Raw genomic sequence first — 12,125 nt, 5'->3', positions numbered from 1 at the left:
GACTATGAAAAATAAGGCAGGCTGATGAATGCGGCGGGGAGGTAAAAAGATGCGATTTATATAGGTTTGAAAAGTGTAATTTCTGATCTCTGGGAAAGATGGACGGCGTTACGCCCGTTTCGTTTGGCACTGTACAGGGCATGGTCGGCCTCTGACAGCAGCTCTTCTAGAGTGGCTTTAGGACTTAGGGCTTCTACTACTCCGAAGCTGGCAGTCACGTTAATGGACCCGATGAGCGTATACAAGACACTTTGTTCAATATCTGCGCGGATAGTTTCGCAGAGTTGTGCGGCTTGCTTCAGCGACGTATCTGGCAAACAGATCACAAATTCCTCACCGCCATAACGGCCGAAGATGTCACCTTCCCGCAGATGTCTGCTGCATACCTCAACAATGTGCTGAAGGGCTTGATCTCCATATTGATGTCCGAATCGATCATTAATACTTTTGAAGAAGTCTACATCCAGCAGAATAATTGATAATGAACTCCGATCGCTTGCGGACTGAATTAGAAGCCCTCGACTCAGCTCCAAAAAATAGGTACGGTTATAAATCCCCGTCAGACTGTCCATCGTTGCCAATTGACGCAGCTTATCTTGAAGCAGTATTCGTTCAGTTACGTCAATCAGCATGATCATTTGTCCTGCTAAGTATCCCCCTTGTTTCTGTACGGGAGAGGATCGAATTTGATAGTAACAAATCTCGTCTCCTTTGTTCCAAGCTACTTCCCGTTCTTCGCGTAGCAGCGGCTCTGCATCCATAACATAGGACAAGGCATCTTTACCTGCATTGAGAAACAGTTGTGCCAGCGGTTTGCCAATCGCTGAGGAATTAAGTCCTTCTATCATATCCGCGGCTGCGCGATTGTAATCGACGAGCATGTCCGAACGATCGGTGACAAGCACCCCGTCTCGCATACTTTCGAACAAATTCTCACGAGCAATAGGTGCGGCTGTTAACATGCCTCTTGATAGGATAGCCCAGATATATAGGGTGGAGGTGATGCTCATAATGATCGGAACGGGATCCATGCCGTAAGGAGTCAGGCCCATCAAATATAAAAAAGAGCCTAACGTTGGGAGGCTTAGTCCAATTAGAATGGTAACGATTTGTCTGCGGTATACCCGTTTCATCCGATTCCACTGCCATAACATGAGGCAGATGGCTGCCAGTAGACAGCCAAAGGTAAAGCTGCCGTGAACGATATACCAAGGACCCATTACTACATCAACGAGTGGGGAGGGGGTGTTGTCTCGCAAATAAATGGACTTATAGAAGAGATGGTGATAATCATTGGTCCACACCATCAGTGTTGTGATGAACGGTATGATATACAGCGCTGCTCGCATGCCCTTTTTAAATAGACTTTCCAGTCCCACGAAATGCATTACCATGATAAGGCTAGCCGGCGCTATAAAAGGCATCCCCAGATACTCTACCTTAATCCAAAAACTCATTTCCTCCAGTGTTTTTCCCGACAGCTCTAGCGCGAAGCCGAAGGTATAAATCGCGGAAGTGCAGGAGCTTATAACAAAGGCTCTGATTCCTAAGAAATCAGTTTTCTTATAATAGGCGAAAAGGGCTAGTAAGACACTCAGAACACCTGATATAGCCACAATAACAATATAATTCGAAATTACAGATCCCATGGGTCTATTGTCTCCTACTGAGGAAAGATATGGATAAATATTACCACATATCTACAAATATTTAAAAATCACTTTAATGCAAAACTTTAAATATGTCCCCTAGACAAAATGACGTAATTTAGCGGGAGCTATTTTACTAATTGTCTAGTGTGAGTCCAGTGAACAGCGTGTAACATGTTAGTTAATACTACGTGAGAGAAGATTTAGACTCAAAAATCTCTGTTATGAGTAAGGTTAATTAACATTCAGTGCATAGCTTATTTTGATAAGGGGGGCTGGGGATGTCATTGCTCGCGACAAATATTCCTGAGATTCAGCTGGAAAATGTTGAAATGCGTTATAGGACGGAAGCTGCGGAAGTGCTTGCGCTGCATCAGGTGAGTCTTGATATTGCAAAGGGGGAATTCGTCTCACTGCTCGGACCTTCCGGATGCGGTAAAACAACGCTTTTAAGACTGATGGCCGATCTGATCGCGCCAACAGGTGGGAATATTGTAGTAGCTGGGAAAAGCGCTAGAGAAGCAAGGTTGGCGCAGAAATATGGGATTGTTTTTCAAAGTCCTGTGCTATATGACTGGCGGAAGGTGAAGCATAACATCACATTACCGCTGGAGTTGATGGGAGTCAAAAAGTCGATCCGTGAGGAGAAGGCGTTAGAGCTTCTTGACCTAGTGGGCTTACAGAGCTTCGCAGATAAATACCCTTGGCAGCTTAGTGGGGGGATGCAGCAACGTGTAGCGATTGCCAGAGCCCTATCGATGGAGCCGGAAATTCTGCTTATGGATGAACCGTTCTCTGCACTGGATGAGTTTACACGTGAGCGTCTGAACGAAGAGCTGTTATCCGTCTGGAGCAAGGTGCAGAACACAATTGTCTTCGTAACCCATAGTATTCCTGAATCGATATTCCTCTCTGATCGGGTGTTCGTTCTGTCCCCACATCCGGGTCGCTTGTCCGCCGTGGTTGATATTCCCCTGCCGCGTCCGCGTACAGCGGAAATGAGAAACAGCCCCGAATTTTTCGAACTGATCGCGCGTATTCGCGACAGCTTCGAAGGGGTGTAGGGATGAAAGGGGGCAGTATCTTTGTACGAGGTCGCCTGCTGCCGTTGTTTGTCTGGATATTTGGTTTGCTGCTGGTCTGGGAAGGAACTTCATGGATGTTGCTCCATGTGGTGGAGACGCCGCTAGCTCAGTCCAAGTTGCCTTACGTTCATGAGGTGCTGTCCACGCTGTGGAAGTATAGTGGCACACTTCTGAAGGAGGGGGCTACCACCTTTGGAAATGCGGGTGTTGGCTTCCTGATAGGTGCGGTGGCTGGTGCCTCGCTGGCAGTTCTGATGAGCTTATCGAAGACGATAGAGCAGTTAACATTTCCTTACGCTATCGCCTCGCAGATGATTCCGATCCTGGGGTTGGCACCGATCATCTATGGGATTGTGAGAGATGAGCAGACTTCGCGGATTATTATCTCGGGTTATATTACATTCTTTCCGGTGGCTCTCAATATGCTGCGTGGCTTGCGAAGTGTAGACCCTTCCGCGCTGGAATTAATGCATTCTTATGCTGCGAAGCCTTGGGCTGTGTACTGGAAGCTAAAATTTCCGGCAGCTTTGCCTGGGTTGTTCGGAGGACTCAAGATTGCTGCTCCACTTGCTGTTACGGGTGCGATTCTTGTGGAGCTTATGGGTGCTCAGCATGGCATTGGCGTGATTATGCTACGTAATCTCTATTATGGAAGCTCTCATACCTACATGTTCTGGTCTACGGTGATTGTAGGCGCCTTGCTTGGAATCGTGAGCTACTGGTTGATCAGTCTGATCGAGCGTTTGGTGGCGCCGTGGCAACCTGAATTTCGACCGAAAGGGGGGGACCGCTAATGGAAACGGGCTCCGTTCGGGAGGCTTCATTTATTGGCTCTACTAGTACAGAGATAACCCAGCCGGCATTAACGGCTACACAGAAAAATGCTGCGACAAGCGCGCACCCTATGGTGGTTGCGAAACATAAAGGTGGCTCGCGTGGGCTAAAGAAGGCGTTTAGTGCAGGGGTGTTACTGCCTGTATTGGCGGGTGTGTTGTTTCTTGGGCTATGGGAGTTTGAATTTTTTCATAAGATCTTTGATTTGAAAAAATATCAGCTGCCGCTACCCACAGCAATTGCCGAGACGATGAAGGATAATTTCAGCTTGTTGTTGTCCTATACCGGATACACCCTTGCTGAGGCTGTGCTGGGAATGTTGGTTGGTTCAGCTATCGGTTTCTTGATTGCTTTAGCAGCTACAGCTTGGCCGCGTTGGGGTAGTGGAAGCTTAACGCTAGTTGCTGCACTGAACGCTGTGCCTATCGTCGCCCTCGCGCCCATTATGAATCTTTGGTTCGGAGATGGGATTGGTTCAAGAATTGCCATTGTTACGGCAACGACGATGGCTGCGATGGCAATTAACGCCTATAAGGGCATGGCTGCGATTGATCCGCTGGCGCTGGATCTGATGCATTCCTATGCGGCTGGTAAACCTGCAGTGTTCCGTTATCTGCGGATTCAGAACAGTCTACCTTATGTGTTTACGGCGCTGAAGATCAACGCAACGGCTAGTATGATTGGGGCGATTGTTGGAGAATTCTTTTTCTCCTCCAAAGGGCTTGGGTATTTGCTCTCCAATTCCATTAAAGTCGCCAAAATGCCGCTGGGCTGGTCGTGTATCGTTCTGGCCGCAATTGCCGGCGTGCTTTTCTATTTAGTGGTTGAGCGGCTTGAGAAAGTGTTCATTAAGTGGCATCCTTCGCAACGTAAATGAGCTCTATAACATCATTACATCCGGTCCTAGTGGGAAGGGAAAAGAGAAACCGCCCACGGCTGTATGCATAAAACGCACCACGATGATTGTCCATACTGTGCCGTCTTGAGATATAAGGAGCTATAAGTTTCACACTATACATCTTCCTTATATTTCTCGCTTAAACGCTCATCGTCCTTGTAAGGACGCCGAAGGTGTTTATGCTTGTTACAAACAAAATTACGGTAGGGGGAGTTCGATTGATGAACGGGAAAAAACGCAAATTTCGTGGTGGATTGTTGGCGGTAGTGATGATGTTGGTAGTTTCTTTAATGGCAGGGTGTGGGGGCAACAATAATAATTCGGCCACTGAGGCAACTACTGCACCTGAGGCTTCAACAGCTCCTGAGGCAAGTGCAACTACCGAACCGGCGGCTGATCCGGTTACAGTGAAATTGCAGTTGAAATGGGTGCCGCAGGCACAGTTTGCAGGGTATTTTGTGGCGCAGGATAAAGGATATTACAAGGAGGAAGGACTGGATGTAGAGATCATGCCTGGTGGCCCGGATATTGTTCCGGAGCAGCAAGTGGCAGGCGGCTCTGCGGATATCGGTGTTGGCTGGGTAGCCAGCTTGCTTCCGAGTCTTGAACAGGGGATGCCACTCGTGCAAATCGCCCAGATCTACCAAAAGAGTGGACTTGTCCTAGTCTCCAAGAAATCTGCAGGCATCAACTCCCCGGCTGATCTTAAGGGTAAGAAGGTCGGCAACTGGATGGGGGGGAACGAATTTGAATTATTGGCCCTATTTGATAAATACAAGTTTGATCCGAACAAAGATCTAAGCTTTACGAAGCAAGGGTTCACAATGGATCAGTTCTTAGGTGACCAAATCGATGCAGCCTCGGCAATGACTTACAACGAGTATCAAGTTGTGCTGGAGTCGGGCATAAAAGCGGAAGATCTGAATGTCATCGATATGAACACGGAAGGTGTTGCGATGCTTGAGGATAACTTGTTCGCCAATAAAGAATGGCTTGCGGAGAACAAAGAGACTGCGGCGAAGTTTGTTCGTGCCTCATTGAAAGGCTGGAAGGATGCCATTGCCGATCCTGCGGCGGCAGTAGACAGTGTAATGAAGCAAGCGGAAGACGGCAGTACAACGAAGGAACATCAGTTGACGATGATGACTGAGGTTGCCAAACTGATTCTCCCTGAGGGCTTCGATAGCTCCAAGATGGGGTATACCGATGCGGTTGCATTCCAGCAAACGGCTGATATTTCGCAGAAGTTCGGTGTCATTAAAGAGCCTGCTAAAGTGGATGAAGCTTACACGAACGAAATCGTAGAAATGGCAGCAAAATAACCAGTTGAGCTCAAGTGTTATAGTAGATGACCGCCTGATTTGGCGGTCATCTATTGTAATCAGCAGTCCATCAGTGCATCTGAAGCAGAGAAAGAGGTGCGAGCTATGTCTCTCCTAGTAACGCAGGTTGAAAGAGTTAAGAATTATGTGAATGGAGCTTGGGTAGAATCTTTATCCGGACTGGAAGAAGAGGTATACAATCCCGCGACTGGTGAAGTGATTGCCTATGTGCCTATATCAAGCAAAGAAGAGCTTAGTATGGCGGTCGAGGCTGCGGCTACGGCATTTCAAACGTGGAAAAGAGTCGCTGTGCCGCGTCGTGCACGTTACTTTTTTCAATATCAACAGCTATTGGTAGAACATTGGAATGAGCTGGCGGAGCTGATTACGCTGGAGAACGGCAAGAGTCTGGAAGAGGCGCAAGGCGAGGTGCAGCGCGGCATTGAATGTGTGGAATTTGCCGCAGGCATCCCCACGTTGATGATGGGCAGCCAGCTTCCGGATATCGCTACGGGAATTGAATCCGGGATGTACCGCTATCCGCTAGGCGTTATCGGTGGGATTGCTCCTTTCAATTTTCCGATGATGGTCCCTTGCTGGATGTTTCCGCTCGCCATTGCTTGCGGCAATACCTTTGTGTTGAAGCCTTCTGAGCGTACGCCGCTGCTGGTTAATCGGTTAGCTGAACTGTTTGCTGAAGCGGGCTTTCCGCCAGGCGTGCTGAATGTCGTTCATGGGGCGCATGAGGTTGTGAACGGGCTGCTGGCGCATGAAGAAGTGAAGGGGATTTCGTTCGTGGGTTCCCAGCCGGTAGCGGAATATGTGTACAAAACTGGGACGGCACAGGGAAAGCGGGTGCAGGCACTGGCTGGAGCCAAGAATCATTCGATTGTGCTACCTGATGCGGAGCTGGATAATGCGGTGAAGAATATTATCGCGGCAGCCTTTGGTTCTGCAGGTGAGCGGTGTATGGCTTGCTCGGTTGTGGTAGTTCATGAGGATATCGCTGAAGAACTGGTTAGTCGTCTAGTGGCAGCTTCGGATGAATTAAAGATCGGCAATGGCGCCGAGGCTGGAGTGTTTCTAGGTCCTGTGATCCGTCAATCCAATAAGGATCGAACGCTACATTATATTGAGACTGGCGAGGCTGAACAAGCTGAGCTTGTGCGGGATGGGCGGAAAGATGCTGCGACCGGCGATGCTGGTTATTTTATCGGACCCACAATATTTGATCATGTGCAGCCGGGAATGACCATCTGGAAGGATGAAATTTTTGCGCCGGTATTGTCAGTGATCCGTGTAAAGAGTCTAAGTGAGGCTATTTCAGTAACGAATCTATCTCCGTTTGCGAACGGGGCATGTATTTACACAGATAGTGCAAAAGCGATCCGCGAGTTCCGGGAAGAAATTGATGCAGGGATGCTAGGCGTCAATCTGGGTGTGCCTGCGCCGATGGCCTTTTTCCCCTTCTCGGGTTATAAGAAATCGTTCTATGGAGACCTGCATGCCAATGGGCGTGATGGGGTGGAATTCTATACGCGCAAAAAGATGATTACTGCCCGTTATTAATGAGAATGGAATGTTGAGAGGAGAAGAGTTATGCAGAGTCTGGGGAATGATAGCGAGCTTGCGGTGAACAAGGATCAGAAATATTTGTGGCACAATATTACACCTTATAGTGAGAAGAACCCGCCTATGATAGCCGCTTCGGCGAGTGGGTCATGGATTACGGATATTCAGGGCAATCGATTTTTGGATGGAATGTCTGGTCTGTGGTGCGTAAATGTTGGGTATGGCCGCAAGGAATTGGCAGAAGCTGCATACAACCAATTGCTGACCCTGCCCTATTTTCCTCTGACACAAAGTCATCTCCCGGCGATTGCGCTGGCGGAGAAGCTAAATGAGTGGCTTGGAGACGAGTACGTGATCTTCTTTTCCAATAGTGGGTCAGAGGCCAACGAGGCTGCTTTCAAAATGGCCCGCCAATATCAGCAGCAAATCGGCCAGCATTATCGCCATAAATTCATTGCGCGTTATCGTGGATATCATGGCAGTTCGCTTGGCGCGTTGTCCGCAACAGGTCAGGCGCAGCGCAAATATAAATATGAACCGCTGACGGGTGGGTTCTTACATGTAGCTCCCCCGGACAGCTACCGCCGCCCGGCAGGGATGTCTGTAGAAGAATTTAACCTCCAGTGTGCACAGTCCATTGAGGACATGATTATTTGGGAAGGTGTGGAGACAGTAGCGGCGGTAATCATGGAGCCAGTGATTACTGGTGGCGGTGTAATTGTGCCGCATCAGGTCTATCTGGATCGAGTGTGGGAAATTTGTCGTGAGCATGGAGTGCTGCTCATTATCGATGAGGTCATATGCGGATTTGGCCGTTCCGGACAGAAATTCGGACACCACAATTACAACGTGAAGCCGGACATTGTTACGATGGCTAAGGGGCTGACTAGTGCTTACCTTCCCTTATCTGCCACTGCTGTGCGTAAAGAGATCTACGAGGCGTTCAAAGATAATAGTGATGATTACGGTCATTTTCGTCATGTGAATACCTTTGGTGGTAATCCTGCCTCTTGTGCACTGGCGCTTCGTAATCTAGAGATTATTGAGCAGGAGATGCTGGTGGAGCGTGCAGAGCTTTTGGGCAAAAGACTTAACGCTGCATTCAGCGATTTGCTGGATCACAAGCTTGTGGGTGATGTCCGCAGTTTTGGTTTGGTGACAGGGATTGAACTGGTTGAAGACAAAATTAGCAAGAAGCCGGTTGAGCTGAATATCGTTAAAGGCATCATTGCTGAATGCAAATCCAAGGGACTTATTATCGGTAAGAATGGCGATACAGTAGCCGGGTTCAATAATGTGCTTACCTTCGCTCCTCCGTTATCCTCGACGGATGAAGATGTAGCGTTCATTATCGATACGTTTAAATCTGTACTGAACGGGGGCTGGGCAAAGTAATTTTGTCCGGGTACAGGAATTGATAGGCGCGTAGAGCGACCTGAATGGAGATTCGGTTCTCTGGCTGCATGAAGTCCTCCCCTAACAACTCAGTTATTTTGTCGAGACGATAATACAGTGACTGCCTGACGATAAATAAATTTCGCGCGGCAATCTGTTTGGAACCATCATGATCCAGATACACACGCAGAGTGAGGAGTAGTTCACTGCCCTTAGTTTGGTCGTGGTCAATCAGCGGACCCAGATAGCTGCGGATGAAATTTTGTAATGTCTTTCCGTCATTTAGGCTAAGCAGTAGCTGGAATACGCCAAGTTCTTCGTAGAAGAGCAGTGACTTTTGGTAACAAGAGTATAACGACAAAGCCTGCAGCGCTTCTTGATATCCGGTAAAGGCTTGTTTTAGGCGCTTATGCGATTTGCTGACTCCGATGACCAGCTGTAAATCCTTCAGCTTCTCGTCGGAGCGGATATGTTGAAGGGATTCGAGAGCTTGTTGAAGTCGCATTTTTCCGGGCATTTTTGATTGAATGTCGAGTGCGATGACGGTGAGGCGATTGTTCTTGAGTGTGATCAGCGGACGCAGGGAATATTTTTCGAAAATGGAACGCAGGATGAGTGAAAGGTGGAAGGTGATGGATTCCCATTCGTTCTCTGAGCTGTTCCATTTTACGTCTCTGGGGTTTTTGATCTCGATAAGGCATACACGGTAAGGGAGCTCATTGACTACGTTGAAGCTCGTTCCGATCAGTCCCTTTAGGCGGTTATCATCCTCTATACGTCCGTTAATCAGCTCGTCGACCCATAGATTTTCTGAAAAAAGCTTACGCTCCTCCATATACCGAGTACGCAGCAGCTCCTGAGCGATGGACAGAGAGGCGGAATCCAGCAGCAGGCAGTCAAATTCCTGTGGCTTGTGATTGCATACCATCAGGATGTAAGCCCAGGTCTGATCAAGCGCGCCCACAGGCTTAACGGCGATCGTCTTTTGCCCGTATTCTCGGGTGTAAGGAGCGGTGTCTGGTTGAATGCCTTCCAGCTCGTCACCGAAGGCGGTGAAGAAATCCAGCAGAGGTGCTTGCTCTTCGGGAGAAAGCGCCGGGAAGAATAAGGGCTTGCCTTGCAGCTGCATATAGACGATTTGTGTGCGGGTGCTTTTGCATAATAATTGCAGTACCTTCACTGTTCCTTGTGAGGTCAATGTCAGCCGATGGAATTCACGAGAGATGCTTTCGAGTTCTTGCAGCATCCGGTGATGCCGATTGATGATGATGGAGTGGAGGTCCAGAGTGATATCTACGAAGCGGACCGTTCGGGTGAAAATGATCAGCGGGAAGTCATTTGTGTTGGCTAAGTCGCTCATTTCTTGCGGGATGGTGCTGAAGTAAGTACCTAGTTCAATACATAGGCAAGCTGCATTCTTATCAATTAAATTCTGCATAAATTCCAAGGAGGAGGACAGATCGACACTTGCACCAATCCCCGTAGTCAAAATCATTTCTTCTCCATGAATCAGGGTATCGAAATTGGCACTTTCCAGTACATGTACCCAACGAATCGCACGGCTTAAGCCGCTCTTACCGCCGATGACTTCGGCTTCTGTGAATAGTGGTCTTTTTAAAGCGTCACGAATGGTTAATACAAGCTCCCAATCCATAGTTATTCCCCCTCGCGGTTCTGTGCGCCACCCTCTGTTTAGGTCTTGCTATTCTCAGCCTGTTCTCACACGTAAAAAATACGGTTTTGAAATTAGACAAAGTGTCTAATGCAACAAAAATTCGAAATGACTATAGTTTGATTAACGGATGTTAGTATATATAACTCGATCAGGGAGAAAGTGAAGGTTTTTTTCTGTTAATGCTTATATTACTACATTAATTCTAGGATGTAAGTAAAATATTCAGACAAAAGTTGAATTAATGTTATATTATATAACACAAATAAGAAAAAATATCCATAAGGAGGGACTAGTGATGGAGCATTCTTCTCCGTTAACAGCATTTACACCTGATATGTTCATGCGCAATTTCGCCGAGGCTGAGCCGCCTCTGACCCATAAGGGTGCCATGGATGAGGCCAATCGCTGTCTATATTGCTACGATGCCCCTTGTATAAAAGCTTGTCCGACCAGTATTAATATTCCCTCTTTTATTAAACGGATCGCTACTGACAATTTGAAGGGCTCAGCACAGACGATTATGGATTCCAATCCTGTGGGTGCCAGCTGTGCTCGTGTTTGTCCTACGGATGAACTGTGCGAAGGAGCTTGTGTGTTAAATGATGCTTCGGCACCGATCCAAATTGGACTGTTGCAGCGTTATGCGACAGATTGGGCGATGAATAGCGGAGTTCAATTATTTAAAGCAGGTATTCCTAATGGAAAAAAGGTAGCTGTAATCGGCGGTGGTCCTGCCGGATTGTCAGCGGCTAGGGAGCTCGCTCGTGAAGGTTGTGCTGTAGTGATTTACGAGGCGAAAGAGCTGGCAGGTGGATTGGATACGCATGGGATTGTGTCATTTCGGCTTCCGCAGGCTATATCGCTCTGGGAAGTGGAGCAGGTAGAGAAGCTGGGTGTGGAAATACGTACAGGTGTAAAAGTTGGAGTAGATGTCTCTGTAGAAGAGTTGAAGTCGAACTATGATGCCATCGTTTTGGCAGCGGGTATGGGTTATGTACCTCCGATAGGGATTGAAGGTGAAAAATTGGCTGGCGTATATGATGCCATTGCACTTGTAGAATCGACTAAGACCGGCATCCCTCTGCTAGAGCTGATGGGTCAGCGGGTTGCTGTCATTGGTGCAGGCAATACAGCTATTGATGCAGCTACATGCTCAGTACGACTTGGAGCCGCTAATGTAAAAATGGTCTACCGCCGGACTCGTGAAGAGATTACGGCTTACGACTTTGAATATGAATTCGCGAAACAAGAAGGTGTGGAGTTTAGTTGGCTTACCTTACCAAAACGTATCGTGGGGGATGAGCTTGGGAATGTAACCGCACTGGAATGTGTGCAGATGAAGCTGACGGATGAGCTAGGCAAGGATGGACGTCCAGTGCCTATCCCTATAGCGGGTTCTGAATTCTTGATTCCTGTTGATGCGGTTGTAATTGCTATTGGTCAAAAGCGTCGCCTGGATCTAATAGATTCCTTAGGCCTTGTGCATGACCGCGGCGTTGTGAGGGTAGATGAGGCTACTTGCCAAACCTCCGATCCGCAAATTTATGCCGCTGGAGATATCATATTTGGCTCAGGTAAAGGTGAGGCGATGGTGGTATCTGCAGCGCAGCAGGGGAAGGACGCAGCCTATGCAATTGTGAAACAGTTCTCAGGCCAGCAGGAGGTTGTCGTTAGATCTGCGGGTTGAGCTTAGAA

At 48.0% G+C, this 12,125-nt stretch carries 9 protein-coding genes; 7 read left to right on the top strand and 2 right to left on the bottom strand.

Going from position 1 to position 12,125, the window contains the following annotated elements; translation table 11 throughout:
• Positions 1-56: 56 nt before the first annotated feature.
• Complete coding sequence (locus ACN6MV_RS29870; protein WP_419885412.1) at positions 57-1,649, bottom strand: histidine kinase N-terminal 7TM domain-containing protein; 1,593 nt, start codon at positions 1,647-1,649, stop codon at positions 57-59.
• A gap of 281 nt (positions 1,650-1,930) precedes the next feature.
• Between ACN6MV_RS29870 and ACN6MV_RS29865 the strand changes: the two genes are divergently transcribed.
• The 6 genes from ACN6MV_RS29865 (at position 1,931) to ACN6MV_RS29840 (ending at position 8,755) form a co-directional block, all read left to right on the top strand.
• Positions 1,931-2,713 (top strand): ABC transporter ATP-binding protein, encoded by a 783-nt coding sequence (locus ACN6MV_RS29865; RefSeq protein WP_339288475.1) that lies wholly within the window; start codon positions 1,931-1,933, stop codon positions 2,711-2,713.
• A gap of 2 nt (positions 2,714-2,715) precedes the next feature.
• On the top strand, positions 2,716-3,528 hold the full coding sequence (locus tag ACN6MV_RS29860; protein WP_419885411.1) for an ABC transporter permease: 813 nt from the start codon (positions 2,716-2,718) through the stop codon (positions 3,526-3,528).
• Positions 3,528-4,445 carry an ABC transporter permease gene (locus ACN6MV_RS29855; RefSeq protein ID WP_419885410.1) on the top strand — a complete coding sequence of 306 codons (918 nt, stop codon included), beginning with the start codon at positions 3,528-3,530 and terminating at the stop codon, positions 4,443-4,445. The genes ACN6MV_RS29860 and ACN6MV_RS29855 overlap by 1 nt, the downstream gene beginning before the upstream one ends.
• A gap of 242 nt (positions 4,446-4,687) precedes the next feature.
• Positions 4,688-5,788: an ABC transporter substrate-binding protein gene (locus ACN6MV_RS29850; protein WP_375104269.1), complete on the top strand. Its 1,101-nt coding sequence runs from the start codon at positions 4,688-4,690 to the stop codon at positions 5,786-5,788.
• A gap of 105 nt (positions 5,789-5,893) precedes the next feature.
• Positions 5,894-7,357: a CoA-acylating methylmalonate-semialdehyde dehydrogenase gene (locus ACN6MV_RS29845; RefSeq protein WP_375104268.1), complete on the top strand. Its 1,464-nt coding sequence runs from the start codon at positions 5,894-5,896 to the stop codon at positions 7,355-7,357.
• Positions 7,358-7,387: 30 nt separating this feature from the next.
• Positions 7,388-8,755, top strand: a complete 1,368-nt coding sequence (locus ACN6MV_RS29840) for an aspartate aminotransferase family protein (protein WP_419885409.1) — start codon at positions 7,388-7,390, stop codon at positions 8,753-8,755.
• On the opposite strand, the gene ACN6MV_RS29835 is transcribed toward ACN6MV_RS29840, so the two are convergent.
• Positions 8,721-10,409, bottom strand: a complete 1,689-nt coding sequence (locus ACN6MV_RS29835) for a PucR family transcriptional regulator (RefSeq protein ID WP_419885408.1) — start codon at positions 10,407-10,409, stop codon at positions 8,721-8,723. The two genes, ACN6MV_RS29840 and ACN6MV_RS29835, sit on opposite strands and share 35 nt — an antisense overlap.
• A gap of 316 nt (positions 10,410-10,725) precedes the next feature.
• Here ACN6MV_RS29835 and ACN6MV_RS29830 point away from each other — a divergent pair, with 316 nt between their 5' ends.
• Positions 10,726-12,117, top strand: coding sequence for an NAD(P)-dependent oxidoreductase (locus ACN6MV_RS29830; protein WP_042131466.1), 1,392 nt, complete (start codon positions 10,726-10,728; stop codon positions 12,115-12,117).
• Positions 12,118-12,125: the final 8 nt, after the last annotated feature.

The organism is Paenibacillus sp. B-A-8 (assembly GCF_048572915.1).
In the GTDB taxonomy this organism is placed as follows: domain Bacteria; phylum Bacillota; class Bacilli; order Paenibacillales; family Paenibacillaceae; genus Paenibacillus_AQ.
This window is presented reverse-complemented; position numbering and strand designations above follow the sequence as displayed.

What these genes read in the sequence shown, in the direction of transcription:
- ACN6MV_RS29845 (WP_375104268.1), top strand. Translation starts at nt 5,894, where the DNA reads ATGTCTCTCCTAGTAACGCAGGTTGAAAGAGTTAAGAATTATGTGAAT.
- ACN6MV_RS29850 (WP_375104269.1), top strand. Translation starts at nt 4,688, where the DNA reads ATGAACGGGAAAAAACGCAAATTTCGTGGTGGATTGTTGGCGGTAGTG.
- ACN6MV_RS29860 (WP_419885411.1), top strand. Translation starts at nt 2,716, where the DNA reads ATGAAAGGGGGCAGTATCTTTGTACGAGGTCGCCTGCTGCCGTTGTTT.
- ACN6MV_RS29870 (WP_419885412.1), bottom strand. Translation starts at nt 1,649, where the DNA reads ATGGGATCTGTAATTTCGAATTATATTGTTATTGTGGCTATATCAGGT.
- ACN6MV_RS29865 (WP_339288475.1), top strand. Translation starts at nt 1,931, where the DNA reads ATGTCATTGCTCGCGACAAATATTCCTGAGATTCAGCTGGAAAATGTT.
- ACN6MV_RS29840 (WP_419885409.1), top strand. Translation starts at nt 7,388, where the DNA reads ATGCAGAGTCTGGGGAATGATAGCGAGCTTGCGGTGAACAAGGATCAG.
- ACN6MV_RS29855 (WP_419885410.1), top strand. Translation starts at nt 3,528, where the DNA reads ATGGAAACGGGCTCCGTTCGGGAGGCTTCATTTATTGGCTCTACTAGT.
- ACN6MV_RS29830 (WP_042131466.1), top strand. Translation starts at nt 10,726, where the DNA reads ATGGAGCATTCTTCTCCGTTAACAGCATTTACACCTGATATGTTCATG.
- ACN6MV_RS29835 (WP_419885408.1), bottom strand. Translation starts at nt 10,409, where the DNA reads ATGGATTGGGAGCTTGTATTAACCATTCGTGACGCTTTAAAAAGACCA.